The organism is Salinibacterium sp. CAN_S4 (assembly GCF_015752305.1).
Classification (GTDB): domain Bacteria; phylum Actinomycetota; class Actinomycetes; order Actinomycetales; family Microbacteriaceae; genus Rhodoglobus.
Window position 1 is genome coordinate 279033 of record NZ_JADOVB010000002.1, and the last position, 25342, is coordinate 304374.

A 25342-nucleotide genomic window follows, 5' to 3' on the forward strand; every position below is an offset into this window, starting at 1 on the left:
CGTCCCCGCTGGGGGACGGGGCTTTTCCCATGGTCACGGTTATCCTTGAGACTTGGCGACTGAAAAGGACCAGCGCATGACCACAGCACACTCCCCGGGTACGGGCAATAACCTCGACCAGTGGTACGGCCATTACGCCGCCCGCACGGCCGGTCTTGCCGCCTCGGAAGTGCGTGCCCTGTTCGCCGTCGCATCCCGACCAGAAGTGGTGTCGCTCGCTGGCGGAATGCCGTTCGTCTCAGCTTTGCCGAAAGAGCTGATCAGTGGTGCAATCGAGCGCGTTATGGCCACACAAGGCGCTGTGGCGCTGCAGTACGGATCGGGCCAGGGGATGCCGGCCCTGCGTGAGCAGATCCTCGAGGTCATGGCGCTGGAGGGTATCCGCGCCGGTGTGGACGACCTCGTCGTCACGACGGGTTCGCAGCACGCTCTCGAACTGGTCACCAAGCTGTTTATCAACCCCGGCGACGTCGTGCTCGCAGAAGCGCCCAGCTATGTAACGGCCATCACCGTTTTCAAGTCTTTCCAGGCCGACATCAACCACGTCGCCATGGACGAGTTCGGCCTGATCCCCGAGGCGCTCCGCGAGAGCATCGCGCGAATCCAGGCTGCCGGCAAATCCATCAAGTTCCTGTACACGGTTCCGACGTTCAGCAACCCTGCCGGTGTGACCCTGTCCTGGGAACGCCGGCTCGAGGTGCTCGAGATCTGCCGCAGCAACGGCATCCTCGTACTCGAAGACAACCCGTACGGATTGCTCTACTTCGACGGCCAGCCTCCCCACGCCATGCGCTCGGTCGAGGAGGACGGGGTCATCTACCTCGGCACGTTCTCCAAGACTCTTGCCCCCGGATTCAGGGTGGGCTGGGCCCTCGCGCCGCACGCCATTCGTGAGAAACTCATCCTCGCCAACGAGGCGGCCGTGCTCTCCCCCAGCTCTTTTACCCAGCACGTGATCAGTGAATACCTGGATTCAGCGGACTGGAAGGGCCAGATCGACACCTTCCGGGGCGTCTATCGTGAGCGGCGCGACGCCATGCTTGCGGCTCTCGGCGACTACCTCCCCGACCTCAACTGGACCACGCCGGCCGGCGGTTTCTACGTGTGGGTCACTCTTCCCGATAACATCGACGCGAAATCCATGCTTCCGAGGGCCGTCAAGGAACTCGTGGCATATACGCCTGGCACCGCGTTCTATGCCGACGGCAGCGGTCGCAACAAGCTTAGGCTCGCATTCTGCTACCCGACACCCGACTTCATCCGCGAGGGGATCCGTCGTCTCTCCACCGTCATCAATGGCGAGCGTGAACTTCTCAACACCTTCTCTCAGACCAGCCCCCTGCCCGTAGTGCGACCCGAGGCGTCGATGAGCAACCCTCCTGCGAACCTCGGCTGATGGCATCCACCAGAGTGCTTGTTCTCGCCGGAGGCATCTCACACGAGCGCGATGTCTCGTTGAGGTCGGGCCGCAGGGTCGCTGACAGCCTCTCCGCGCACGGCCTTCAGGTCGAATTACGCGATCCCGATGCCACGCTCCTCGCCTACCTGCGTGAGAACCGCCCTGACGTAGTGTGGCCTGCTCTCCACGGCGCCAGCGGAGAGGATGGTGCGCTGCGTGGGCTCCTGGATTTCATGGGCGTGCCTTACGTTGGCTCCAGGGCAGATGCTTCCCGACTCGCGTGGGACAAACCGACCGCCAAGACGATTGTGAGCCGCGCAGGAGTCGCCACACCGACGTCGATCGCGCTCCCCCGCGACGCGTTTCGTGAACTGGGTGCGAACAGCATCCTCGAAGAGATCTCCGACGAATTCTCCGGCCCTCTTGTCGTCAAGCCAGCTCAGGGTGGTTCATCGCAGGGAGTAACGATCGTCGACGACCGGTCACTGCTCCCGCGAGCCATGGTCGATGCATACACGTACTGGGACGTGGCCCTCATCGAGCAGAAGATCACGGGCACCGAGATCGCGATCGGCATCATCGACAGCGGAGACGGACCCGTCGCGCTCCCCGCCGTGGAGATCGAACCACTATCGGGCGTCTACAGCTTTGAGGCCCGCTATAACGCTGGCGAGACGCGTTTCTACGTGCCCGCCCGCATCGATCAGGATGTCGCGGCTCGTGCCGCCGATGCCGCCCTTGCTGCCCATCGCGCACTCGGCCTGCGGCACCTCTCGCGCGTTGACATCATCGTCGATGGCGCGGGCACACCGTGGTTCCTCGAGGCGAACGTGCTGCCAGGGCTGACCGAGACGTCTGTCCTGCCGCAGGCGCTTGAGGCAGCTGGCCATGATCTGGGTTGGGTCTACGCTACTCTGGCAGAAGCTGCAGTCACTGAATCAGCCTCCTGACCAGCACTAATTTTGCAGGGAACCACTACGGGCGAGTGAAACCTGGCTCACCGAGTTCGCCGAGAATGCGGTTGAGATCCCCAACGGTAGCGAAGTCGATCACGATCTGACCCTTACTGGCACCCAGGCTGACCTTGACCCTGGTGTTCAGCCTGTCGCCCAGCCGCTCTGCAATCTCGTCGAGCTGGCCCTGACGCTTCCCCGCAGACGGCTTCGACTTGGTGAGCTTCGGTGACAACTGGCCGGCGGCCGCCTCTGCCGCTCGCACAGAAAGGTCTTCGTTGACGATCTTGTCGGCGAGCCGTTCCATGGAGGCTTCGTCGCCCGCGGCAAGGATGGCCCGGGCGTGACCCGCGCTCAATACACCTGAGGCGACGCGGTTCTGCACCGCCGTCGGAAGTCGCAGCAGGCGCAGCGTGTTCGTGATCTGGGGCCGGGACCGCCCGATCCTGCTCGCCAGTTGCTCCTGCGTGATTCCGAAGTCGGCGAGCAGCTGCTGGTACGCGGATGCCTCTTCCAGCGCGTTGAGGTTTGCCCTGTGGAGGTTCTCCAGCAGGGCGTCCCGGAGCATGTCTTCGTCTGCCGTGCTCTTGATGACGGCAGGGATCGTTGCGAGGCCGAGCTGTTTGGTGGCGCGTAAGCGGCGCTCCCCCATGATCAGCTCATACTGGGCCTCCCCGGCTGCCGCGCCGACCCGGGGACGAACGACGATCGGCTGGAGAACGCCGATCTCCCTGATGGACACGACAAGTTCGTTGAGCTCGTCTTCCCTGAACTCACTCCGGGGCTGCTTCGGGTTCGGCACGATATCGTCGGGCGAGAGATTAGCGAGCTTGGCGCCGGGCACGGCAAGAAGCCCCTGGGGTGCGCCGGCGTTCGAGGGAAAGAAGACATCGACAGGGCGCTGCGCCGACTCGTCGTTGCCAGGAATCAGCGAACCGATTCCCCGGCCGAGGCCCGTGCGCTTCGGTGCCGCCATTATTCGGGTGCTCCGCGGTGGGCGATCTCGCCCGCCGCTTCGAGGTACGAGAGTGATCCCGGTGAATTTGCGTCGTAACTGATCACTGTCTGTCCATAACTTGGTGCTTCTGAGATTCGAACTGAGCGGGGAATGAGCGTCTGCAGGACCTGGTCCGGGAAGTGGTCCCGCACATCCTTCACGACCTGGTTAGCGAGGTTAGTGCGGGAATCGTACATCGTCAGCAGGATCGTGGATACGGCAAGGTCCGGGTTGAGGTGCCGCTCGATCAGCTGGATATTGCTGAGGAGCTGGCTGAGCCCCTCGAGTGCGTAGTACTCGCACTGGATCGGGATGAGCACCTCCTTGGCGGCGACGAAGGCGTTGATCGTAAGAAGTCCCAGGGATGGGGGGCAGTCGATGAAGACGTAGTGGAAATCATCCGGGGAGGAATCCAGGAATGCATCGAGTGCGGTCCTGAGCCGCTGTTCCCTGGCAACCAATGACACGAGTTCGATCTCGGCTCCAGCGAGATGGATGGTCGCGGGAAGGCAGTAGAGGTGATCGAACTCTGGGCTCTTCTGCACCACGTCACCCATCGGCACTTCGTTGATGATCACGTCGTAGACGCTGGGAGTCTCAGACCGGTGCTCCACTCCGAGCGCCGTTGATGCGTTTCCCTGCGGGTCCAGATCGATCACGAGCACCCGGGCCCCCCCGCGGGCCAGGGCCGCTGCGAGGTTCACTGTCGTCGTCGTCTTGCCTACGCCACCCTTTTGGTTGGCCACCGTGAAGATCCGTGGTTCGGGAGGTAACGGAAGAGTCTCTGCGGCAATCGCCCGGCGACGGCGAGTGTTGTCGGCTATTTCTCGAGCCAAGGGAGTCGTTCCATCGAAGCTCCTCGTCGAATCGGCGAGTTGTCCTTCGGGATGTTTCACGTGAAACCTTCTGCTGGCGTGAGCTGTCTGCTTGCGTGGTCGTTCGTGGTCAGTCCACTGTAGCCCGAAACACCCTCGTCAACTCTGGGGTCTGTCCCTCGCCGAGCACGAGCACTTCTGCATTCACGAGGTGGTGTTTGCGGATGATGTTCTTTGCCGCAACCATCTCGTCGGAGACCCGCGCCCCCTTCATGAAGACCATCTCGCCTCCGTGACGCACCAGCCCGACTGTCGCGGGGATGAGTTTAGTGAGCGCTGTAACGGCCCGAGCGGTCACCTGGTCAAGTGGGGCATCGAGCCTGGCCTCCTCCGCACGCGCCCGTATGACCGTCACATTATCCAGCCCGAGGTCGCGTGCCTCGCTCTCGAGCCAGGCAACCCTGCGTTCCATCGGCTCAATGAGAACGAGGTGACAATCGGGGCGAGCAATCGCAAGCACCAGTCCGGGAAGCCCAGCGCCACTGCCGACGTCGCCGACCCGGCCGGCCCGAAGCAAAGGAGCAACCAGGCCACAGTTGATGATGTGGCGCGTCCACAACCTGGGCAGCTCGAGAGGCCCGATCAACCCCAGCTCCTCCCCGCGTCGCGCCAGGTCATCGGTGTATTGCCGGGCAACCTCGATGCGATGGCCGAACATCTCGGAGGCGAACGTCGGCTCGGATTCCAGCAGGTCGAGATAGGACACTGCGGGCCCAGCCTGATCTGATCCGTCGACGAGAGGAATCTCTTGCTGCACGGGAAGATCGCTCATCATCCTCGGGCCTCTCCCGGGAGACAACCGAAGCTCACTCCCGATGTTTCACGTGAAACTATGAACGCGTGATGACCGTGTGGCGATCGCGGCCTTCACCCTCGGACTGGGACGTGAATCCGCGCTCCGCGACCACATCGTGGATCAGTTTGCGCTCGTAGGACGACATGGGCGGCAACGCAGCCGACTCGGCGCCGGCGTCGATGCGCTCCACTGCCTTGTCCACAAGGAGTGCCAGTTCCGCTTCGCGTGTCTCGCGTGAGCCGCCGATATCGAGGATCAGGCGAGAGAATGCTCCGGTCTTCGTCTGGACAGCAATCCTCGTGAGTTCCTGCAGCGCGTTGACGGTATCCGGTCGGGACAACAGTCGCAGGTTGGTCTGCTCGCTGGACGTGACGGACAGGTAAGCACGACCACCGCGAGCATCGATCTCGATGTCTCCATCGAGATCTGTGATGTCGAGCAGTTCCTCGATGTAGTCGGCGGCGATGTCGCCCTCTTCTTCGAGCTGATCGGGAGTCGACGCCGGGGCTGCCTCGGTTACGTCGTCCGCGGTGACAGTCTCTGTCTCATTGATCTCGGTGACATCGCTCATCGCTTATTGCTTCCACTCTTCTTCTTGGCACGATTCTTACCAACGGGCTGTTGCCGCTGCACGTTCTTGATCTCTTCGACCTCGGTGACGCCGACTTCGTCTTCGATGATGACGATGCCCCTGCGCTGCTGGCGCTTGGCGAGCCTGGCCTCACGGGCCAGCGCTGCCTCACTACCCGGGGTGGGCATGTTGCGGATCACGAGGAACTGCTGGCCCATGGTCCAGAAGTTGGAGACAAGCCAGTAGAACATGACGCCGAGCGGGAAGGTGAAGCCGGAGAAGGCGAACACGAGAGGCAGCAGGTACAGCAGAATGCGCTGCTGCTTGTACATCGGGCTGGCTTTCATTTCAGCCGACTGATTCTTCGACATGATCTGGAGCTGCGTGATGAACTGCGACCCGGTCATCAGGATGACCATGACGACGGCGATGATGATGACAGCGACATTGCCATTCGCGGTGCTGATCGCCAGGTGCAACGGTGCAATCCCGAACAACGACGAGGTTCCGAAAGATTCCGAGAGCTCGGGGTTCAGGAGGCCGACACCGGGTGTGCGCGAGCCGTCGGCATTGACGTGCTGGGCGTTATTGAGCACAGAGAAGAGCGCGAAGAAGATCGGCATCTGCAAGAGCAACGGCAGGCACGAGCTGAGAGGGTTCGTGCCTGTCTTCTTGTACATCGCCATGGTCTCGCGAGACATGGCCTCCCGGGAGAACTGATCCTTCTTGCCTTTGTATTTGTCCTGGATCTTTTTGATCTGGGGGGCGACTTCCAGCATCCGGCGCTGGCTCTTGATTTGCTTGACGAAGATGGGAATCAGAGCAGCACGGATAACAAGAACCAGGCCGACGATGGAAAGTACCCAGGTCAGCCCGGCATCACCATCGAGTCCGACGCCTTCCAGCATCGTGTGGAACAGAACGAGAATTGCTTCGACGACCCATTTGATGGGCCAAAGCACGGTATTGATGATGTCAGGCATGCTGTAGTTCAGCCCTTTCCATGGCTAGAAACAAAGCTGTGGGCGGATAACGCCGGAATGCGAGGAACAGCGAATCCGAACCTGTTGATCGCGACGCGGTCATGTGTGGGATCCGGGATGTCGTCCACGCCGCCTTCCGCCCACGGGTGGCAACGGGCGAGCCGGCGGGAACCGAGCCAGACACCCTTTATCGCACCGTGGTGCTGGATCGCCTGCATCGCGTAGTGCGAGCATGACGGGTAGTAGCGACACACATCTCCATACAGGGGGGAGATGATCTTGCGATATATCGCAAGGATGGCCACCAGGATGTTGCGCGGGAGTAGGAGCACAGCCACAGCCGACGATCTCATCGCGTCACCACACCCCTCTTGATCGCATCGGTGATCTCTGCGTGAAGAGTAACCCAGTCAACCTCAGGAGAGCCTGGCAAGGCCCTGATTACGATGTCGTGCCCAGGATTGATCTCCGACAACAATTCACGACCCATCGCCCTCAACCGACGACGAACCCTGTTGCGCGCAACAGCATTGCCCACCGCCTTGCTCACGATGAAACCGAACCGAGTTGGGCTATCCCCGCCGCGAGACAGGACGTGAACCGTGGCGCTGCGCGACCCCACCCGTCGACCACGACGAACTGCCGAACGAAAATCGGCCGGCTGTACTACGCGGTTGGCTCGGGCAAGCACCGTCTGAGGGTGAACTGCCGCTTTACGCGGAGAGTTCGGTGCGGCCCTTGCGACGACGAGCACCAAGGATGGCGCGTCCGGCGCGGGTGCGCATGCGGAGACGGAAGCCGTGCACCTTCGCGCGACGGCGGTTGTTCGGCTGGAATGTTCTCTTGCTCATAGTGATATCTCCAAAGCCCAGCTCTGAAGGCCGGAAAGATGTAGGCAGCCATCACTCTTGGTAGCGAACGGCCGGAAGTCAACTAATTAAAAGTACGTTGTTAATCAGCGCGGGTCAAACTTTACAGGCCCATCCGGCATTATCCACATGTGAGTAACGTGAGTTGGTAACGACATGCTGTGGACAACTAAGGTGAAAGCCTGTCGAAATATGGGCGATTTAGGGCGATCCGGCCACAGCTGGGCTCACCGGGGCAGTGGATAACCCTGTTAGTAGAACACTAAAGAGGATGTGGCATAAATGTCGGAATCAGCGGACCCGACCCGAGCGATCTGGCTGTCAGTACTCTCTCGCCTGACCTCCGATGAACGCATCACCCCCCAGCTCGTCGGGTTCATCAACCTGATCGAACCCAAAGGCGTGATGGCAGGCACCCTCTATCTCGAAGTCCCCAACGAGCTCACGCGCAGCATGCTGGAGCAGCGCATCAGACTTCCCCTGCTCAACGCGATCGCCGGACTGAGTGACGACGAAGAGGTGTCGAACTTCGCCATCGTCGTCAACCCCGACATTCAACAGGACATCCTCGAACAATCGGCAGACCCGACCGAACAGCTCTACATCGAGCCCATCGTCGTCACCCCCGTCGACCAGCCCCGCCGCTCCGATTCCCGACTCAACTCCAAGTACAGCTTCGACAATTTCGTTATCGGAGGCTCGAACCGTTTCGCACACGCTGCTGCCGTCGCTGTGGCTGAAGCACCGGCGAAGGCATACAACCCTCTCTTCATCTATGGCGAGTCCGGGCTGGGAAAGACCCACCTCCTGCACGCCATCGGTCACTATGCCGAGAGCCTCTATCCCGGCATCCGCGTCCGCTATGTCAGTTCGGAAGAGTTCACCAACGACTTCATCAACTCGATCGCCAACAACAGGGCTTCTGTCTTCCAGTCCCGCTACCGCGAGATCGACATCCTGTTGATCGACGACATCCAGTTTCTCCAGGGCAAGGATTCGACCCAGGAAGCTTTCTTCCACACCTTCAACACCCTTCATGATCACAATAAACAGCTGGTGATCACGAGCGATCTGCCCCCGAAACATCTCACGGGCTTCGAAGACAGGATGCGCTCGCGCTTCGAGTGGGGCCTCATCACCGACGTGCAAGCTCCGGACCTTGAGACGCGGATCGCCATCCTCCGCAAGAAGGCCCAGAGCGAAAAGCTCCAGATCGGCAACGACATTCTGGAGTACATGGCCACCAAGGTCTCGTCGAATATCCGCGAGCTCGAAGGCACCCTCATCAGGGTGACCGCCTTCGCGAGCCTCAATAAGCAGTCCGTCGACCTCGCCCTGGTTCAGACCGTCCTCAAAGACCTGATCACCCTCGACGAAGACAACGTCATCGCGCCGGTCGACATCATCAATCACACTGCCGAGTACTTCAAACTGACAGTCGATGACCTCTATGGATCCTCCCGCTCACAGGCGGTCGCCACCGCGAGGCAGATTGCGATGTACCTCTGCCGCGAGATGACGAACCTGTCACTGCCCAAGATCGGCCAGCTCTTCGGCAACCGTGACCACACGACGGTTATGTATGCGAATAAGAAGATCACCGAGCTGATGAAGGAGCGCCGCTCCATCTACAACCAGGTCACTGAGCTCACCAGCCGCATCAAACAGAACCACCGCTTCAAGTCGTAGGTCTCCTGCGCCATAGTTTCCACACAGTGTGAAACCCCTGTGGATAACTACCCCGACTCGCCGTCGACCCTGTTGATACAAAAATCCATCCTGTGGACTCCACCTCGCAGTGAGCCGGAACGGCGATCGGACTTCACCAGTTAATCCGCATCGAACTACACAACTCACACGCGTGTAGTTTCCGCTGGATGTCTCGAAGTGAGAGGGTTATCCACAGTCTCCACAACGGTTAAGAATGTTGTTCTTTAAAAAGAAGATTGTGGTCGAGAGATAACCCATGGTCCCGGTGGGGGCCGCCTGTGCCAGTATTAACCGGCCAGTCCACACAACGCCTTAGGGGTGAACTAAGTGAAGTTCCAGGTCAACCGCGATGTGTTCAGCGAAGCCGTCTCATTCGCCGTCAAGCTGCTCCCCCAACGCACCACACTGCCGATCCTGAGCGGCATCCTGATCGAAACGACAGACGATGGACTCATTCTCTCGTCATTCGACTACGAGGTATCTGCCCGCACCGAAATCAGCGCCGTAGTCGAAGAACCCGGGCGCGTGCTCGTCTCCGGACGCCTGCTGGCTGACATCGCGAGCAGACTTCCCAATGCACCTGTCACGTTTTCGACCGATGAGGGTCGCATCACCGTCGCTTGTGGGGCGGGTCATTTCACGCTGTTGAGCATGCCCGTCGAGGAGTATCCCACTCTCCCTCAGGTCTCTGATAGGGCAGGCGTTCTCCGCGCTGAGGATTTTGCCGCCGCAATCTCCCAGGTCGCCGTGGCGGCTTCCAGGGATGACGTGACACCTGTCATCACCGGAGTTCAACTCGAGGTGTCGGAGAACAGTGTCTCGCTCGTCGCTACAGACCGGTATCGGGTGGCCATCCGGCAGATCGACTGGGATGCCGGCAACTCGGGAGTGGAGACAGCGACAGCGCTCGTTCCCGCCAGGACACTCGTCGAGATCGGAAAGACCTTCGGTCACAGCGGCAATATATCGGTGGCGATCACAAGCACCGATGACCGTGAGCTGATTGCGTTCCAGGCCGATAAGAAAACTGTGACGTCGTTGCTGATCAAGGGGAATTTCCCTCCCGTCCGTCGGCTCTTCCCCGACACCGTGGATAACTACGCCGTCATCAATACCGCCGAGCTGATCGAGGCCGTGCGAAGGGTGTCGCTCGTGCTCGAGCGGGAGGCGGCGTTGCGTTTCACCTTCACGATCGAGGGCGTCACGCTGGAAGCCATCGGTTCGGAGCAGGCCCAGGCATCGGAGTCCATCGACGCGTTTCTCACCGGTGTCGACACTGTCGTTTCCCTCAAGCCCCAGTTCCTGCTGGATGGACTGAGTTCAGTGCACTCTGAATTCGTCCGGATCTCGTTCACGAAAACCGACAATCCCAATAAGCCGGGGCCGGTGCTCATCACGAGCCAGTCTTCGAAGGACCAGCCAGGCGCTGACAACTACAAGTACCTGCTGCAGCCCAACCTGCTGTTGCGCTAACCATCACTACTCCTGAGGAGTTTTTCGATGCACATCGGCATCATCGGCCTGGGAAAAATGGGCAACAACATGCGCGAGCGCCTGCGGAAGCACGGCCTTACCGTCAGCGGATACGACCCCAACCCTGCTGTCACCGACGTCGCCAGCCTGCAGGAGCTCGCCGCAGTTCTTCCTGTGCCACGAATCGTCTGGGTGATGGTTCCGTCCGGGAAGATCACCGATGATGTCATTCACAATGTGGCTGATGTGCTGAGCCCCGGTGACCTCGTCATCGATGGTGGCAACTCGCGGTACACCGACGACGCTGTGCACGGCGAGTTCCTCGCCACCCGGCAGATCCGATTCCTCGACGTCGGAGTATCTGGCGGAATATGGGGGCTCGAGAACGGCTACGGGCTCATGGCCGGCGGCGATGCCGCCGACGTGGAGCGGGCGATGCCGATCTTCGACGCACTCCGGCCCGAGGGGCCACGGGATGAAGGCTTCGTTCACGCCGGACCGATCGGCGCCGGTCACTACGTGAAGATGGTGCACAACGGCATTGAATACGCTCTCATGCAGGCCTGGGCCGAGGGGTACGAACTTCTCGACAGCCGAAAAGACCTCGTCACCGATGTCACAGGGTCGTTCAAGGCGTGGCAGCGAGGAACCGTGGTCAGGTCCTGGCTTCTCGAGCTGCTGGTGAAAGCGCTCGAGGAAGACCCGGAATTCCACGACATCAGTGGCTATGTCGAGGATTCGGGAGAGGGCCGCTGGACCGTTCACGAAGCTCTCGATCGTGCGGTTCCCGTGCCCACTATCAGTGCGGCGATTTTCGCGAGATTCGTTTCGCGCCAGAAGGACTCGCCATCCATGAAGGCCGTCGCAGCGCTCCGCAACCAGTTTGGTGGCCACGCCGTCCGCAAGAGCTGACTGACGTGATCCAGTGATCGTCACCCACCTCACCCTCACCGACTTCCGTAACTACGAGACCCTCGATGTCGAACTGAATCCAGGGGCGAATCTCTTTGTCGGCAGCAATGGACAGGGAAAGACCAACCTCGTGGAGTCGCTCGGCTACCTGAGTACTCTCGGCTCCCACCGGGTCTCGACCGACCAGGCGATGATCAGGCAGGGCCAGGATTCGGCGATCGTCCGGGCGAGACTCCAGCACGGCGACCGGGAAATTTTGGCCGAAGTCCAACTCAACCGCACTGGCGCCAACCGAGCCCAGATCAATCGCTCAGCCATCAAGACGCGAGAGCTCCCCCGATATTTCTCGAGCGTGTTGTTCGCCCCCGAAGATCTCGCACTCGTGCGTGGCGAACCATCCGGCAGACGACGGTTCCTGGATGAGCTCCTCGTGTTGAGGACTCCGCGTATGAGCGGGGTCATCGCCGACTACGAGCGGGTGTTGCGGCAGCGAAACACGCTTCTCAAGACGGCCAGGAATGCACGCGCCGACCTGTCGACGCTGGATATCTGGGATGAGCGGCTCGTCTCGTTCGGCTCAGAGATCATCGTCGCGAGAAGTGTGCTGCTCGACGACCTCAGCCCCGAGGTTTCGCGCGCCTATTCCACGATTGCCGGAGCGGATCATGCAGCACGCCTGTCGAACTACCTCAGCATCTTTGCGAGCGGCACCGACGACGACACCGTGGATGCCGCGGCCACGAGATCCGGCCCGCTCGAGAATTCCGTGGTCGCTGCTGGCTTCCGCGCGTCCCTCGCGCGACTCCGTCGTTCGGAGGTGGAGCGCGGAATCACACTCGCCGGGCCGCACCGCGATGACGTCTCGCTGGAGTTGAACGGGATGCCCGCCCGCGGCTATGCCAGCCACGGTGAATCCTGGTCATTCGCCCTCGCCCTGAAGCTCGCGTCAGCCGAAGTGCTGCGCCGTGAATCATCGTCCGGTGACCCCGTGGTGATCCTGGACGATGTGTTTGCCGAACTCGATGAGTCCCGCCGCGGTCGACTTGCCGAGGCGGTCGCCGACTTCGAGCAGGTTCTCATCACCGCGGCGGTCTTCGATGATGTTCCCGACGAGCTCGCGGGAACCGTGGTGCGGATCAGCGGCGGGAAGGTGGTCTCGGATGATGAACGATAAGGGCGGCAGCGGCAGCTCCGATGACAACAACACCGATGAGGACGATGATTTCGCCGCCGACAGTGGTCGGGATGAACACGTGGCGGTCTACCTGAGATTCCGGAAGGTCTTTGGAGACGCCAGCACGAGATCGGCGACGGCGCGAAAACGCAAGAAGAACAAGAAGGAGGGCGCGAGCGTACCCTTCGCGGATGGGCGTGATCCTCACGGGCTGGGAGACGTCATCGACGGCCTCACCTCGAAGATGGGGTGGACGTCGCCACTGGCGCGGTCGGGACTCCTGAGCTCCTGGTCCGAGATCGTGGGTGTCGAGACAGCGGAACACTCGAGCCCACAGGGAATCGAGGAGGGTGTGCTCATCATTTCGTGCGACTCCACGGCATGGGCAACCCAGCTCCGGCTGATGCGATCCCAGATCACGACGACGATCGCGACACGTTTCCCCGACGCCGGCATCGAGTCAGTGCGCTTCGAAGGGCCCAACGCCCCCTCCTGGAAACGAGGGCCCAGATCAATACCAGGCCGCGGTCCACGCGATACGTACGGCTAGGAGGGCAAATCTGGTCACCCCCCGCGGGAAAAGTCCCCAGATAGCCGAATGAGCCCCTTGCTGAAGTGCTTTTTGGTAGACTTGTCGAGGCCGTCGGGCGCCCCTCCCCCGTGGAGATTTCTGCCCCGGATGGCGAGTACCGATTCGGCAGGAGCTTAATTCCAGATGACAGACAGTGTGCGCGGCGACAGCGAACCACCAGCACTCCCCCCCATCCCCGACGACTCGAGTGCTCACGGAACTCTCTCCAACGGACACGTTGCTGCTGACAGTTACGGCGCAGACCAGATCCAGATCCTCGAAGGACTGGAAGCGGTGCGCAAGCGGCCCGGGATGTACATCGGCTCGACCGGCCCGAGGGGGCTCCACCACCTCGTCTACGAAGTCGTCGACAACTCGGTGGATGAGGCACTTGCCGGCTATTGCGACACGATCGATGTATGGATCCGCGCCGACGGCTCGGTACGCGTGCGCGACAACGGTCGCGGCATCCCCGTCGATATGAACCAGCAGGAGCAGAAGTCGACGGTCGAGGTCGTCATGACGATCCTGCACGCCGGCGGGAAGTTCGGCGGCGGCGGTTACGCGGTCTCGGGCGGACTTCACGGTGTCGGAATTTCCGTCGTGAACGCGCTCTCGAGCGAGGTCGACACCGAGGTCCGCCGGCAGGGAGCTGTCTGGCGCATGAGCTTCAAGGACGGCGTGCCGACCGGCCCCCTCCAGAAGGGCGAATCGTCCGACGAGACCGGGACGCAGCAGACCTTCTGGCCGAGCAAGGAGACCTTCGAAACCGTCGAATTCGACTACGAGACCCTGCGGGCCAGGTTCCAGCAGATGGCCTTCCTCAACAAGGGTCTTCGCATCACCATCACGGATGAGCGTGGTGAAGACGTCGTCGCGGAAAGCTACATGTACGAGCGGGGACTCGTCGACTATGTCGAGTACCTGAACAAGGCAAAGAAGAACGACCTCATCCATCCCGATGTCATCGCGTTCGAATGGGAGGACTTCGACAAGAAGATCTCGCTCGAGGTCGCGATGCAGTGGACGAATGGATACACGGAAAGCGTGCACACGTACGCCAACACCATCAATACCCACGAGGGTGGAACCCACGAAGAGGGCTTCAGGGCAGCACTGACCACTCTCGTCAACCGCTACGCGCGTGAAAAGAACATCATCAAAGAGAAGGACGAAAACCTCTCGGGGGACGATGTGCGCGAGGGACTCACCGCGGTGATCTCGGTCAAGCTCGCGGAACCGCAATTCGAGGGCCAGACCAAGACGAAGCTGGGCAACACCGAAGCAAAGGCGTTCGTGCAGAAACTCGCCGGACAGCAGCTCGGCGACTGGTTCGACCGCAATCCCACCCAGGCGCGCGACGTGATCCGCAAGGCGATCCAGGCATCGCAGGCACGAATCGCCGCGCGCAAGGCGCGCGAGCAGACCCGCCGGAAGGGACTGCTCGAATCGAGCGGAATGCCGGGAAAGCTCCGTGACTGCTCGAGCAAAGACCCGGCGCTGTCCGAGATCTTCATGGTCGAGGGTGACTCGGCCGGGGGTTCGGCCGTGCAGGGGAGGAATCCCGAGTTCCAGGCGATCCTGCCGTTGCGCGGCAAGATCCTGAACGTCGAGAAGGCACGACTGGATCGGGCCCTCGGCAACGCCGAAGTGCAGGCGATGATCACAGCCTTCGGCGCCGGTGTCGGAGAGGACTTTGATCCCACCAAGGCCAGGTACCACAAGATCGTGCTGATGGCGGATGCCGACGTGGACGGCCAGCACATCACGACACTGCTGCTAACGCTGCTGTTCCGCTACATGCGCCCGCTCATCGATCTCGGATACGTGTATCTCGCACAGCCGCCTCTCTACAGGCTGAAGTGGAGCAATGCCCAGCACGAGTACGTCTACAGCGACCGTGAGCGTGACGCGCTGACCGAGCTCGGGCTGGCCTCGGGTAAGCGCATGCCGAAAGACAACGGCATCCAGCGCTACAAGGGACTCGGCGAGATGGACTACAAGGAACTGTGGGAGACCACCATGGATCCCGCCACCCGCACCCTGCTGCAGGTCACCCTGGATGACGCGGCCGCCGCCGACGAGATCTTCTCCACGCTCATGGGCGAGGATGTCGAATCACGCCGCAACTTCATCCAGCGCAACGCCAAGGATGTCCGTTTCCTGGACATCTAGAACTCACCACTTTCACGGCGTAACAAGACTGAAGGCACCCCAATGGCTGACGTAACAGAACCAGAAGAACCGACCTTCGCCGACAAGATCGTCGACGAGTCCCACGACAAGATCACGCAGGTCGATCTCCAGCTGGAGATGCAGCGCTCGTACCTCGATTACGCGATGAGCGTCATCGTCGGTCGCGCACTGCCTGAAGTGCGTGACGGGCTGAAGCCCGTGCATCGCCGCGTGATCTACGCGATGTACGACGGCGGATATCGCCCGGACAAGGGATTCTCGAAGTGCACTCGCGTCATCGGTGACGTCATGGGGCAGTTCCACCCGCACGGCGACTCGTCGGTGTACGACGCGCTGGTGCGCCTGGTACAGCCGTGGAGCCTGAGGTATCCCCTCGCTCTAGGCCAGGGGAACTTCGGATCCCCGGGAAACGACGGCGCTGCGGCTCATCGTTATACCGAGACCAAGATGGCTCCGCTCGCCATGGAGATGGTCCGCGACATCGAAGAAGACACTGTCGACTTCCAGGACAACTACGACGGCCGAACGCGGGAACCCACGGTCCTGCCCAGCCGTTTCCCCAACTTGCTCGTCAACGGATCCGTCGGTATCGCGGTCGGCATGGCGACGAATATCCCCCCGCACAACCTGCGCGAGGTAGGCGAGGGCGCCCTATGGCATCTCGCCAACCCGGACGCCACCAAAGAAGAGCTCATCGAGGCGCTGATCCAGCGCGTCAAGGGGCCGGACTTCCCCACCGGCGCGCAGATCCTGGGAATCAAGGGCATCCAGGATGCGTATCGCACCGGTCGTGGATCCATCACGATGCGCGCGGTCGTCAACGTCGAAGAGCTGCAGGGTCGCACCTGCCTCGTCGTGACCGAGCTTCCCTACCAGGTGAACCCCGACAACCTGGCCCTGAAGATCGCCGACCTGGTGAAGGACGGCAAGCTCGCCGGGATCGCCGACATCAGGGACGAGACATCCGGTCGCACGGGCCAGCGACTGGTCATCGTGCTCAAGCGCGATGCTGTCGCCAAGGTCGTGCTGAACAACCTGTACAAGCACACGCAACTGCAGGAGAACTTCGGCGCGAACATGCTCGCGATCGTCGACGGGATCCCGCGCACGCTGTCCATCGACGGCTTTATCACGGCCTGGGCCACCCACCAGATCGACGTCATCGTCAGGCGCACCGCCTACCGGCTGCGCAAGGCCGAGGAGCGCGCACACATCCTGCGCGGGTACGTGAAAGCGCTCGACGCGCTCGATGAGGTCATCGCCCTGATCCGCCGCTCCCCCACCGTCGAAGAGGCTCGCGAGGGGCTGATCGCCCTGTTGTCCGTCGATGAACTACAGGCTCGCGCCATTCTCGACCTGCAGCTGCGCCGCCTGGCCGCCCTCGAACGCCAAAAGATCATGGAAGACCTCGCGACGATCGAACTCGAGATCGCCGAGTTCAAGGTAATCCTGGCGAGCCCACAGCTCCAGCGTGACATCGTCAGCGAAGAGCTCACGGACCTCATCGCAAAGTATGGCGACGATCGACGCACCGAGATCATGTTCGGCTTCGATGGCGACATGAGCGTCGAAGACCTGATCCCCGAAGAGGAGATGGTGGTGACAGTGACGCGCGGCGGCTACATCAAGCGCACGCGAAGCGACAACTACCGCAGCCAGCATCGCGGCGGTCGCGGGGTCAAGGGCGCACAGTTGAGGGCGGATGACGTCGTCAACCACTTCTTCGTGACGACGACCCATCACTGGCTGTTGTTCTTCACGAACACAGGACGCGTCTACCGGGCCAAGACCTACGAACTGCAGGAAGCCGGCCGCGATGCCAAGGGACAGCACGTCGCGAACCTGCTGGCCATGCAGCCGGGCGAGGAGATCGCACAGATTCTCGACATTCCCGACTACGCCGCCGCGAAGTACCTGGTGCTGACCACCCTCGGTGGCCTCGTGAAGAAGACGGCCCTCACCGAGTACGACACCAACCGCACCGGCGGAATCATCGCGATCAACCTCCGCGAGGGCGATGAGGTCGTCTCCGCGATGCTCGTGGAGGAGGATTCAGACGTGCTGCTGGTCTCCCGCAAGGGCATGTCGATCCGCTTCACCGCATCCGATGCCGCCATGCGACCCATGGGCAGATCGACCTCCGGGGTCATCGGCATGCACTTCAGGGACGAAGACCAGTTGCTGTCGGCGAGCGTCGTCACCGACAGTGGATCTGTCTTCGTCGTGACCGAGGGTGGATACGCCAAGCGCACTTCGGTCGACCAGTACCGCGTGCAGAACAGGGGCGGTCTCGGCATCAAGGTCGCGAAACTCGCTGAGGCCAGGGGCGACCTGGCGGGGGCCCTGATCGTCGACGATGACGACGAAGTGCTGGTGGTCCTTGCCAGCGGCAAGGTGGTACGCTCGTCTGTCGCTGAGGTTCCGGCGAAGGGTCGTGACACCATGGGAGTGGTCTTCGCCAGGTTCGCGGAGGATGACCGGATCATCGCCATCGCTCGCAACAGCGAACGAAATCTAGAAAACCAGGAGCCAGCCGTTCCGGTCGACACCGGCCAGGACGCGGTGGAATCCTCTGGGAAGGACGAGTCGCCAGATGAGTAGTGTCGCCGAGAAACTGCAGCGCAAATCGCAGCGCCAGGTAGCCACCAAGCAGGTCCGCCTCAAGCTGGTCTACATCGACTTCTGGTCCGCCGTGAAGTTCTCCTTCCTCATCGCTGTTTCTCTCGGAATCGTGCTCGTGGTGGCGGTCGTGCTGATCTGGGTGGTCTTGAACTCCACCGGGATCTTCGGAGACCTCGACTCGATCCTGAAGGACATTCTCGGTGACCCGACCTTCAGCGTGACGACGAGCGTGTCACTGACCCAGGTGGCCCTGTTCGCGATAGTCATCGCTGTGCTGAACGTGGTTGTGGGCACCGCACTCGGTGCGATTGCCAGCATGCTCTACAACTTCAGCGTGCGCATCACCGGCGGACTGCTGGTGGGCTTCACCAACAACTGATCGACAACACCGCACCGATTACAGAGAACCGGCCGGGATAAGGTATGTTCTTATCTGGTCTGGGGGATATAGCTCAGGCGGTTAGAGCGCTTCGCTGATAACGAAGAGGTCCGTGGTTCAAGTCCACGTATCCCCACTGGTTGGCCTGACAAGGGTCAACCTGAACAGATGCATCACCTGATTATTTTGCCGGGTGTCACGAATCTTCACGGAGTCGTGGTGCGCGGGGCCTTAGCTCAATTGGTAGAGCGCCTGCTTTGCAAGCAGGAGGTCAGGGGTTCGATTCCCCTAGGCTCCACAGAAGAGGCTCCACAGAAGTCGAAGCGTCGCCCGGTCAGGGCGACGCTTTTTTCTTACCCAGAAGTTTCGCACCTAAGCTTTCGACATGGACATCCGCGTGGCCGCCTACGGTGTGATCGTCGTGGACGGAGCGATCCTCCTGACCTACTGGCACCATGGCGGAAAGTGGTCGCTTCCCGGCGGTGGTATCGAGCAGCGCGAACAGCCGACGGATGCCGCTATCCGCGAGATCCGCGAAGAGACAGGATTCACCGCCGCTCTCGGCAGGCTGCTCAGCGCCGACTCCATCGTGATTCCCGGGCACGCGCGCCTCGGGTCGGATCCCGTTCCCCTGCACTCGTTCCGGATCGTGTACGAGGCCAGCATCACCGCCGGTGAACTCACCCACGAGGTCGACGGCTCGAGCAATGAAGCACGGTGGTTCCCTCTGGTCGAGGTGCCGCAACTTGCCCGCGTGAGCCTGGTCGACGTCGGCCTGAACGCGTGGCGCGCAGGTTAACCGCGAAACGGCCGGCACCCGAGGCGCGGACCGTTTCGAGAGAAGCTGTGGATCAGCTCTCGTTGGCGAGAGGAGTGTCGATGGCGTCGTCCTCGACCCACAGGTCGTCGTCGGCACGCAGGGTCTGGAACGCCGCGTAGGCGATAACAGCGAAGGCGACCACGCCGAAGCCGATCAGGATGTACTTGCCGGGCCCTGAGGTCGGCTTGGGCTTGACGATACCGACCCGGGTGCCGAACTTCGTGGCGCGATTGACCGCATCCTGCACCTGGTGGTTTTTCGCAACCTCGATCGCCGCCAGAGCGGCACCCAAGGCAGACGTGACGCCGGGGATGACGTCATCGGAGATGCGGTGACGAGTGTGACTCGCAGCCGAGCGAGCGCTCGACAGGCCGCTTTCTGCAGCAGAACGGGCCGTGGTGACGACTGGCCTCAGGGTGTCGTCGTACTTGTCTCGGATGCGCGGCGATACTTCTTCGCGCGCGTAGTGGGATGCCTGTCGGCGAGCCTCGCGCACGACGCGGTTCGCGTGCTCGAGCAGTTCCTTCTGGTCATCCCACAGGTCTCCGGCCTGACCCTTCAACTTTTTGAGCTCTTTGCGGCGCTTGCGTGATAGTGCCATGAGGGAAAACCTCCAGTGGGGAATCGAAACGTCCCACCATACTGTCATGTCGCATGGATGAGAGGTACTGCGTTGCCTGTGAGGCGACTGGATGATAGGGGCATGCGCTCAGGGTCGTTATGCAAGAATTGAGGCATGCATACTGCGGTCGCGACCATGAAAACTTCACTCGGCACCATCAAGCTCAACCTCTTCGGCAACCACGCTGCGAAGACCGTTGCGAACTTCTCCGGGCTCGCCTCGGGCACGATCGAGTGGAAGCATCCTTCGACCGGCAAGGTCTCCACAGACAAGCTCTACGACGGAATCGTCTTCCACCGCATCATCAAGCAGTTCATGCTTCAGGGAGGCGACCCACTGGGCCAGGGCACCGGCGGCCCCGGGTTCGAGTTCGACGACGAGATCCACCCCGACCTCAATTTCTCGCAGCCGTACGTGCTGGCCATGGCCAACGCGGGAACCCGCGGAGGCAAGGGCACGAACGGCTCGCAGTTCTTCATCACCACGGTGCCGACCCCGTGGCTCCAGGGCAAGCACACCATCTTCGGTGTCGTCGCGGATGAGGAATCGAAGCGGGTCGTGGACGCCATCGAAGGTGTCGACACCGATGCGCGCGACAAGCCGCTCACGGATGTCGTCATCGAGAGCGTCACCATCGACGAGGTCTGAACCTCGGTGACAAGCGAGCCGAGCACTTCGGCCAGCTACTGCTACAGGCATCCGGACCGCCAGAGCTACATCCTGTGTCAGCGTTGCGGGCGCACGATCTGCACGCAATGCCAGACCCAGGCTGCCGTCGGAGTGCATTGTCCTGAGTGCATCCGGGAGGCCCAGGCCAGTGCGCCCAGACGCAAGCCCGCCATCCTCAGTTCGTTGCGGCGTACGAGGGATGCTCCCGTCGTCACGTTCAGCATCATCGGAGTCACGGCTCTGGTCTATGTGCTGCAATTACTCCCGGGCAGCCCGGTCACCAATGCGCTTGCGTATTTCGGCCCCTTCACAACCAGCCAGCCGTGGAGACTGTTGACCTCGTTGTTCGTGCACTCACAGGGGTCGTTGCTGCACATCCTGTTCAATATGTTCTCCCTGTTCATCTTCGGGCCGTTGCTCGAGGGGATGGTCGGGCGGGTGCGATTCCTCGCCCTCTACCTCATCAGTGGGCTCGGAGGATCGGTGGCGGTGTTACTGCTCGCCCCCTTCACGCCGGTGGTGGGGGCATCCGGTGCGATCTTCGGGCTGCTGGGCGCTTACTTCGTCATCCAGCGGAAGCTGGGGGGAAACAATGTTCAGCTGCTCATCGTGATCGGATTGAATCTCGTCATCGGATTCCTGCCGGGGACCAATATCGCGTGGCAGGCGCACCTCGGTGGACTCGTGGTGGGAAGCGCAGTGGCGCTGGTCTACCTGAGGACTCGTCGGCGTGACCAGCGCGGCATCCAGATCGCGCTCGTGGGCGGCATCGTCGCCGCGGTGCTCGCGCTGACAGTGGTGGGCCTCCAGCTCTACGGCTTCTGACCAGTCCTGGCGGCCATTCTTGAGGCTCCGGGATGGGAGGGAAAGTTATCCACAGGCTTTCCACAATGGGTATAACTACAGCCGTGTAGTTATCGCCATTAGTTATCGGCCATGCTCGATTGAAGTGCTGGTCAGCCGTCCGATCGGTCGGCGGGCTCAGCGCCAGCGCGTCGTCATCAGGAAGCCGACGAACATGATCCCGAAACCGATCAGGATGTTGCCGGCGCCGATGCCGGGGATCGGCAGAGTGTTGTTGCTCACGTAGAACACGATGATCCAGATGAGCCCGAGGAGCATGAACCCGAACATGACAGGCTTGAACCACACAGCGTTCGGTGCCTGCTCACCTGTGCGGTTTTCGGCGGGACGTTCGGTCTTCGAGCGAGATGTCGTACGGGCCATGGGGAAGATTCTAGCCTGATACCTGCCGGAGCTGGCCGGGTACCCAGCAATCGCAGGGGTTCGAGAGGGTATCCGCAGTTTAGAATCGTCACTATGGCCACAGTTGAGGGGCGCCGCCTAAACCGTGGCCACGAGAAGCGCGCAGCGTCGTCGCGGCGTCGGCTCAGCGTGGTGGGTGTGCTCGGCGAACTACTGATCACCGCGGGAGTGGTGGTGCTGTTGTTCCTGGGCTGGCAGGTCTGGCTCGGAAATCTCCTGAGCAGCAATGCACAATCAGGCGAAGCACAGGCCCTGAGCCAGTCCTGGAGCAGGGGTGAGCCGGCCGCGCCGGCCGAACCCGCCGACAGGCCAGACCCGGGGCCGCCTGTCATCCAGGCAGCTCCGGAGAATGCCGAGCAGTTCGCGAACCTGATTGTGCCACGACTGGGTGCGGACTACACCAAACCTGTCGCCGAGGGAATCGGTGCCGATGTTCTCCGGACCGGAATCGGCCACTATCCGGGCACACAGACCCCTGGAGACGTGGGTAACGCCGCCTTTGCGGCCCATCGCACGGGCAACGGTTCTCCCTTCTTCGATATCGAGAAGCTCCAGGTGGGCGACTCCATCTACCTCGAGATGGAGGCGGGGTGGTACCGCTACGTCGTTCGCAGTCTCGAGTATGTGCCGGCAACCGGTGTCGGGGTTCTCGATCCGGTTCCCCAGGCACCAGGCATCTCCCCCACCGATCGCATCCTGACCCTCACGAGCTGCAACCCGGTCTTCACGGCTGATGAACGCATCATCGTGTATTCACTCTTCGACACGTGGTACCCGCGTGCGGGCGGCGCACCCGCTGAGATAGCGGCGCTGACGCAGGCGAACGGAGCGGGCTGATGTACGGTGCACTCTGGCGCGTGCTGCCCGGACCGTGGTGGTCGAGGGTGTTCCTTCTCCTTATCCTCGCAGCGGCAATACTCGCCGCACTCGTGTTCTGGGTGTTCCCCTGGGCCGACCACTTCGTCACCCCACAGGAGGTCACGGTGAACCAACCATGACGCGCGTACTCGTCATCGACAATTACGACAGCTTCGTCTACACACTGAACGGATACCTCATCCAGCTCGGTGCGGAGACCGAGGTGATGCGAAACGATGCGTTCTCGACGGATGCCGCGGCCGGCGTCATCCGCGACTACGACGCTGTGCTGCTGTCGCCGGGCCCCGGAACCCCCGCTGGCGCCGGGGTGAGCATCCCGATCGTGCATGCCGCTATCGCCGCTGGACAGCCGCTTCTCGGAGTTTGCCTCGGCCACCAGGCGATCGCCGAAGCGATGGGAGCCACAGTGACCCACGCAGACGAGCTCATGCACGGCAAAACATCGATGATCGATCACGACGGCAGTGGCTTCTACGACGGGGTTCCCCACCCTTTCCGCGCGACGAGATACCACTCCCTCGCGGTCGTCGACTCGACAGTGCCCGATGACCTCGTGGTCACCTCGAGAACCGAGGGTGGTGTGATCATGGGCGTCAGGCATGAGAGCCAGCCCGTGTTCGGCGTGCAGTTCCATCCGGAGTCGGTGCTCACCGAGGGCGGATACCGGATGCTCGGCAACTGGCTCACGGTCGCCGGGCTGGCCACGGCGGCAGAAACGGCGCGCGGCCTCAACCCGCTCGTGAAGCTCTAGGTCTCCGAAGCCGGAGGGCGATCGCCCAGGACTCAGGCGCTGCAGACCCGCAATGTCACAGCGGTCTTTTGAGCCTGCTCCCCTGTGACCGACTGTCCGGAAACGGTTCCCCCCGAGCAACCGGCATCCGTGGTCACGTTGACATTGAGTTGCAAGGCGCTGAGAGCATCGTTCGCGTCCTTGAGGGAACTACCCGCGAGATCCGGCACGTTCACCAGCCCGTTGGAGACGATGAGATTGACGGTGTCACCCTCGCGGATGTTTTCGCCGTTCTGCTCGGTCGCGCCGGCAGCAGGGTCGGACCGGATGACAGTTCCGTCCGGCAGGTCGGGCGAATAGTCTCTGCTCGTGCTGCCGTAGACCAGTTTCTTTGCTTCCAGCGCAGCGATCGCATCCGCCTCGGCCATGCGCGACACATCGGGAACCGCGACCGTGAGCTCTCCGGATGACACGTATACCTTGATGGTGGTGCCCGGTGACACGGGAATTCCCGAGACAGGGTCGGTGCGGATGATCACATTCTCGGGGATGTCATTGCTGGCTTCGGTGAGCTTCTGCGGCACGAGGTTGCTGCCCTCGAGACTGGCCGCACCGACGTCGTAGCTCTGGCCAACGACGCTCGGCACGTCGGTCGAGAGGTTCGGAGCAAGATTGGCGGGGGTGAGGTTGAAGGTCCAGAAGATCACTGCTGCGATGACCGCCACCATGGTGACGATTCCCGCCCAGATCCAGGCGACGGGTGGGCGGTTCTGGGTTCGAGTGACGCGGTCGTCACGATCGATAGTCAACTGGCGGATTGCGGCCTCGGATCCGGCGGTCGACGTCGGATTCACTCCGAAGAGGGTGCTGTTGAAGTCGTTGGTCGCGACCTGCTTGCGCACGGGGACCGATCCTGCCGCGGCAGTCTCGACATCGGCCCTGAAGTCGCTCGCACTCTGGTAGCGCCCGAAGCGGTCTTTGGCGAGCGAACGGAGGACGACGGCATCGAGGGCCGGCGACACCTTCGGATTCAGCGAGCTCGGGGCCGGGGCTTCCGAATTGACGTGCTGGTATGCAATAGCGACCGGATTTTCGCCACGGAACGGTGTGCGCCCCGTCAGGAGTTCGAACAGCATGATGCCGGTCGAGTAGAGGTCGGTGCGGGCATCGACGCTCTCGCCGCGAGCCTGCTCCGGAGAGAAATACGCGGCGGTCCCGACGATCGCGCTGGTTTCGGCGATGGTCGCGGAAGAATCGGAGATCGCTCGAGCGATACCGAAGTCCATCACCTTGACCTGGCCGCTGGTGGTGATCATGATGTTGCCCGGCTTGATGTCGCGGTGCACGACGCCGGCACGGTGCGAGTACTCGAGAGCGGTCAGCACCTGGCCGATGATGCGGCAGGCCTCAGCGGGCTCGAGCGGCCCGTCGGCAACGATGTCTTTGAGGAGTCGGCCATCCACGTACTCCATGACGATGTAGGGAACGAGAATCTCAGCGCCGCGGTCATCCTTGATCGACTCCTCACCGGCGTCGAAGATCCTGACAATGGTCGGATGCGCCATCTTGGCCGCATCCTGAGCTTCACGGCGGAAGCGGGTGCGGAATGCAGGGTTCTGGGCCAGCGACGGCTTGAGCAGCTTGATCGCGACGCGCCGACCGAGACGGTTGTCTGTGCCGAGATGCACATCAGCCATGCCGCCGTGCCCCAGGAGTTCACCGATCTGGTACCGCCCGGCGAGTTCACGCACACCCTGCGCCACGCCTTCGATCACGGTCTATCTCCTGGTTGTCGCGGAACTGGATCCGAGCACTGGCTGCGAGCACCCGTTCTGCGGAATCGTTGCTCTCGACAGTGTAACCGCTGGGCCGATGT

The 25342-nt window shown here is 61.8% G+C and carries 27 protein-coding genes and 2 tRNA genes; 18 read left to right on the plus strand and 11 right to left on the minus strand.

Going from position 1 to position 25342, the window contains the following annotated elements; all coding sequences use genetic code 11:
* Window positions 1-76: 76 nt before the first annotated feature.
* Together IWX81_RS07680 and IWX81_RS07685 are read left to right on the plus strand one after the other, a co-directional pair.
* Window positions 77-1396, plus strand: coding sequence for an aminotransferase-like domain-containing protein (locus tag IWX81_RS07680; protein ID WP_199280728.1), 1320 nt, complete (start codon window positions 77-79; stop codon window positions 1394-1396).
* A complete protein-coding gene (locus IWX81_RS07685) occupies window positions 1396-2349 on the plus strand; it encodes a D-alanine--D-alanine ligase family protein (protein ID WP_199280729.1) in 954 nt (317 codons plus the stop codon). The genes IWX81_RS07680 and IWX81_RS07685 overlap by 1 nt, the downstream gene beginning before the upstream one ends.
* 25 nt (window positions 2350-2374) lie before the next feature.
* On the opposite strand, the gene IWX81_RS07690 is transcribed toward IWX81_RS07685, so the two are convergent.
* The 8 genes from IWX81_RS07690 to rpmH form a co-directional block, all read right to left on the minus strand.
* A complete protein-coding gene (locus tag IWX81_RS07690) occupies window positions 2375-3328 on the minus strand; it encodes a ParB/RepB/Spo0J family partition protein (protein ID WP_199280730.1) in 954 nt (317 codons plus the stop codon).
* Window positions 3328-4245, minus strand: coding sequence for a ParA family protein (locus IWX81_RS07695; protein WP_199280731.1), 918 nt, complete (start codon window positions 4243-4245; stop codon window positions 3328-3330). Before IWX81_RS07695 ends, IWX81_RS07690 begins: the two co-directional genes overlap by 1 nt.
* A 49-nt stretch (window positions 4246-4294) precedes the next feature.
* Window positions 4295-4882, minus strand: a complete 588-nt coding sequence (rsmG, locus tag IWX81_RS07700; protein ID WP_334593646.1) for a 16S rRNA (guanine(527)-N(7))-methyltransferase RsmG — start codon at window positions 4880-4882, stop codon at window positions 4295-4297.
* A 172-nt stretch (window positions 4883-5054) separates the two neighbouring features.
* Window positions 5055-5591 carry a Jag family protein gene (locus IWX81_RS07705; RefSeq protein WP_199280733.1) on the minus strand — a complete coding sequence of 179 codons (537 nt, stop codon included), beginning with the start codon at window positions 5589-5591 and terminating at the stop codon, window positions 5055-5057.
* Complete coding sequence (gene yidC, locus IWX81_RS07710) at window positions 5588-6574, minus strand: membrane protein insertase YidC (protein WP_199280734.1); 987 nt, start codon at window positions 6572-6574, stop codon at window positions 5588-5590. Before yidC ends, IWX81_RS07705 begins: the two co-directional genes overlap by 4 nt.
* Before the next feature lie 8 nt (window positions 6575-6582).
* On the minus strand, window positions 6583-6927 hold the full coding sequence (gene yidD, locus IWX81_RS07715) for a membrane protein insertion efficiency factor YidD (RefSeq protein ID WP_199280735.1): 345 nt from the start codon (window positions 6925-6927) through the stop codon (window positions 6583-6585).
* A complete protein-coding gene (gene rnpA, locus IWX81_RS07720; protein ID WP_334593648.1) occupies window positions 6924-7328 on the minus strand; it encodes a ribonuclease P protein component in 405 nt (134 codons plus the stop codon). Before rnpA ends, yidD begins: the two co-directional genes overlap by 4 nt.
* Window positions 7288-7425, minus strand: coding sequence for a 50S ribosomal protein L34 (rpmH, locus tag IWX81_RS07725; RefSeq protein ID WP_010204566.1), 138 nt, complete (start codon window positions 7423-7425; stop codon window positions 7288-7290). Before rpmH ends, rnpA begins: the two co-directional genes overlap by 41 nt.
* A 300-nt stretch (window positions 7426-7725) precedes the next feature.
* Between rpmH and dnaA the strand changes: the two genes are divergently transcribed.
* The 11 genes from dnaA to IWX81_RS07780 all read left to right on the plus strand — a co-directional run bounded on the left by dnaA (window position 7726) and on the right by IWX81_RS07780 (window position 19279).
* Window positions 7726-9132 (plus strand): chromosomal replication initiator protein DnaA, encoded by a 1407-nt coding sequence (gene dnaA, locus IWX81_RS07730; protein ID WP_199280737.1) that lies wholly within the window; start codon window positions 7726-7728, stop codon window positions 9130-9132.
* A 348-nt stretch (window positions 9133-9480) separates the two neighbouring features.
* Window positions 9481-10626, plus strand: a complete 1146-nt coding sequence (dnaN, locus tag IWX81_RS07735; protein ID WP_199280738.1) for a DNA polymerase III subunit beta — start codon at window positions 9481-9483, stop codon at window positions 10624-10626.
* A 27-nt stretch (window positions 10627-10653) separates the two neighbouring features.
* Window positions 10654-11538: a phosphogluconate dehydrogenase (NAD(+)-dependent, decarboxylating) gene (gnd, locus tag IWX81_RS07740; protein WP_199280739.1), complete on the plus strand. Its 885-nt coding sequence runs from the start codon at window positions 10654-10656 to the stop codon at window positions 11536-11538.
* A 13-nt stretch (window positions 11539-11551) separates the two neighbouring features.
* Window positions 11552-12712, plus strand: coding sequence for a DNA replication/repair protein RecF (recF, locus tag IWX81_RS07745; protein WP_199280740.1), 1161 nt, complete (start codon window positions 11552-11554; stop codon window positions 12710-12712).
* Window positions 12699-13262 (plus strand): DUF721 domain-containing protein, encoded by a 564-nt coding sequence (locus IWX81_RS07750; protein ID WP_334593525.1) that lies wholly within the window; start codon window positions 12699-12701, stop codon window positions 13260-13262. Before recF ends, IWX81_RS07750 begins: the two co-directional genes overlap by 14 nt.
* A gap of 165 nt (window positions 13263-13427) precedes the next feature.
* Complete coding sequence (gene gyrB / locus IWX81_RS07755; RefSeq protein WP_334593527.1) at window positions 13428-15458, plus strand: DNA topoisomerase (ATP-hydrolyzing) subunit B; 2031 nt, start codon at window positions 13428-13430, stop codon at window positions 15456-15458.
* Between the two features lie 42 nt (window positions 15459-15500).
* The gene (gene gyrA / locus IWX81_RS07760; protein ID WP_334593529.1) at window positions 15501-18080 is read left to right on the plus strand and encodes a DNA gyrase subunit A; all 2580 of its coding nucleotides are present in this window, start codon (window positions 15501-15503) and stop codon (window positions 18078-18080) included.
* Window positions 18073-18480 carry a DUF3566 domain-containing protein gene (locus tag IWX81_RS07765; RefSeq protein WP_199280741.1) on the plus strand — a complete coding sequence of 136 codons (408 nt, stop codon included), beginning with the start codon at window positions 18073-18075 and terminating at the stop codon, window positions 18478-18480. Before gyrA ends, IWX81_RS07765 begins: the two co-directional genes overlap by 8 nt.
* A 62-nt stretch (window positions 18481-18542) precedes the next feature.
* Window positions 18543-18616 (plus strand) — tRNA-Ile (locus IWX81_RS07770).
* A gap of 89 nt (window positions 18617-18705) precedes the next feature.
* Window positions 18706-18778: transfer RNA gene (locus tag IWX81_RS07775), tRNA-Ala, on the plus strand.
* Window positions 18779-18865: 87 nt separating this feature from the next.
* Window positions 18866-19279, plus strand: a complete 414-nt coding sequence (locus IWX81_RS07780) for an NUDIX hydrolase (protein WP_199280742.1) — start codon at window positions 18866-18868, stop codon at window positions 19277-19279.
* A 52-nt stretch (window positions 19280-19331) separates the two neighbouring features.
* On the opposite strand, the gene IWX81_RS07785 is transcribed toward IWX81_RS07780, so the two are convergent.
* Window positions 19332-19901, minus strand: coding sequence for a hypothetical protein (locus IWX81_RS07785; protein WP_199280743.1), 570 nt, complete (start codon window positions 19899-19901; stop codon window positions 19332-19334).
* Between the two features lie 156 nt (window positions 19902-20057).
* Between IWX81_RS07785 and IWX81_RS07790 the strand changes: the two genes are divergently transcribed.
* Together IWX81_RS07790 and IWX81_RS07795 are read left to right on the plus strand one after the other, a co-directional pair.
* Complete coding sequence (locus tag IWX81_RS07790) at window positions 20058-20570, plus strand: peptidylprolyl isomerase (protein ID WP_334593533.1); 513 nt, start codon at window positions 20058-20060, stop codon at window positions 20568-20570.
* A 132-nt stretch (window positions 20571-20702) separates the two neighbouring features.
* Window positions 20703-21416: a rhomboid family intramembrane serine protease gene (locus IWX81_RS07795; protein ID WP_334593535.1), complete on the plus strand. Its 714-nt coding sequence runs from the start codon at window positions 20703-20705 to the stop codon at window positions 21414-21416.
* Between the two features lie 156 nt (window positions 21417-21572).
* Here the strand turns inward: IWX81_RS07795 and IWX81_RS07800 are convergent, their stop codons facing one another.
* Window positions 21573-21818, minus strand: a complete 246-nt coding sequence (locus tag IWX81_RS07800; protein ID WP_199280746.1) for a cell division protein CrgA — start codon at window positions 21816-21818, stop codon at window positions 21573-21575.
* Window positions 21819-21911: 93 nt separating this feature from the next.
* Between IWX81_RS07800 and IWX81_RS07805 the strand changes: the two genes are divergently transcribed.
* From IWX81_RS07805 to IWX81_RS07815, 3 genes are read left to right on the plus strand one after another with little or no spacing between them, the layout of a single operon-like run.
* A complete protein-coding gene (locus IWX81_RS07805) occupies window positions 21912-22694 on the plus strand; it encodes a class E sortase (RefSeq protein WP_199280747.1) in 783 nt (260 codons plus the stop codon).
* A complete protein-coding gene (locus tag IWX81_RS07810) occupies window positions 22694-22855 on the plus strand; it encodes a hypothetical protein (RefSeq protein WP_199280748.1) in 162 nt (53 codons plus the stop codon). The genes IWX81_RS07805 and IWX81_RS07810 overlap by 1 nt, the downstream gene beginning before the upstream one ends.
* Window positions 22852-23487, plus strand: a complete 636-nt coding sequence (locus IWX81_RS07815) for an anthranilate synthase component II (protein WP_199280749.1) — start codon at window positions 22852-22854, stop codon at window positions 23485-23487. Before IWX81_RS07810 ends, IWX81_RS07815 begins: the two co-directional genes overlap by 4 nt.
* Before the next feature lie 32 nt (window positions 23488-23519).
* Here the strand turns inward: IWX81_RS07815 and pknB are convergent, their stop codons facing one another.
* Window positions 23520-25241, minus strand: a complete 1722-nt coding sequence (gene pknB, locus IWX81_RS07820) for a Stk1 family PASTA domain-containing Ser/Thr kinase (protein ID WP_199280750.1) — start codon at window positions 25239-25241, stop codon at window positions 23520-23522.
* Window positions 25242-25342: the final 101 nt, after the last annotated feature.

Coding starts and splice junctions, on each gene's coding strand:
- IWX81_RS07765 (WP_199280741.1), top strand. CDS start 18,073: ATGAGTAGTGTCGCCGAGAAACTGCAGCGCAAATCGCAGCGCCAGGTA.
- IWX81_RS07680 (WP_199280728.1), top strand. CDS start 77: ATGACCACAGCACACTCCCCGGGTACGGGCAATAACCTCGACCAGTGG.
- gyrA (WP_334593529.1), top strand. CDS start 15,501: ATGGCTGACGTAACAGAACCAGAAGAACCGACCTTCGCCGACAAGATC.
- yidD (WP_199280735.1), bottom strand. CDS start 6,927: ATGAGATCGTCGGCTGTGGCTGTGCTCCTACTCCCGCGCAACATCCTG.
- gnd (WP_199280739.1), top strand. CDS start 10,654: ATGCACATCGGCATCATCGGCCTGGGAAAAATGGGCAACAACATGCGC.
- rpmH (WP_010204566.1), bottom strand. CDS start 7,425: ATGAGCAAGAGAACATTCCAGCCGAACAACCGCCGTCGCGCGAAGGTG.
- IWX81_RS07705 (WP_199280733.1), bottom strand. CDS start 5,591: ATGAGCGATGTCACCGAGATCAATGAGACAGAGACTGTCACCGCGGAC.
- IWX81_RS07750 (WP_334593525.1), top strand. CDS start 12,699: ATGATGAACGATAAGGGCGGCAGCGGCAGCTCCGATGACAACAACACC.
- gyrB (WP_334593527.1), top strand. CDS start 13,428: ATGACAGACAGTGTGCGCGGCGACAGCGAACCACCAGCACTCCCCCCC.
- rsmG (WP_334593646.1), bottom strand. CDS start 4,882: ATGTTCGGCCATCGCATCGAGGTTGCCCGGCAATACACCGATGACCTG.
- IWX81_RS07685 (WP_199280729.1), top strand. CDS start 1,396: ATGGCATCCACCAGAGTGCTTGTTCTCGCCGGAGGCATCTCACACGAG.
- IWX81_RS07800 (WP_199280746.1), bottom strand. CDS start 21,818: ATGGCCCGTACGACATCTCGCTCGAAGACCGAACGTCCCGCCGAAAAC.
- IWX81_RS07785 (WP_199280743.1), bottom strand. CDS start 19,901: ATGGCACTATCACGCAAGCGCCGCAAAGAGCTCAAAAAGTTGAAGGGT.
- IWX81_RS07780 (WP_199280742.1), top strand. CDS start 18,866: ATGGACATCCGCGTGGCCGCCTACGGTGTGATCGTCGTGGACGGAGCG.
- yidC (WP_199280734.1), bottom strand. CDS start 6,574: ATGCCTGACATCATCAATACCGTGCTTTGGCCCATCAAATGGGTCGTC.
- IWX81_RS07690 (WP_199280730.1), bottom strand. CDS start 3,328: ATGGCGGCACCGAAGCGCACGGGCCTCGGCCGGGGAATCGGTTCGCTG.
- IWX81_RS07810 (WP_199280748.1), top strand. CDS start 22,694: ATGTACGGTGCACTCTGGCGCGTGCTGCCCGGACCGTGGTGGTCGAGG.
- IWX81_RS07815 (WP_199280749.1), top strand. CDS start 22,852: ATGACGCGCGTACTCGTCATCGACAATTACGACAGCTTCGTCTACACA.
- dnaA (WP_199280737.1), top strand. CDS start 7,726: ATGTCGGAATCAGCGGACCCGACCCGAGCGATCTGGCTGTCAGTACTC.
- IWX81_RS07805 (WP_199280747.1), top strand. CDS start 21,912: ATGGCCACAGTTGAGGGGCGCCGCCTAAACCGTGGCCACGAGAAGCGC.
- IWX81_RS07790 (WP_334593533.1), top strand. CDS start 20,058: ATGAAAACTTCACTCGGCACCATCAAGCTCAACCTCTTCGGCAACCAC.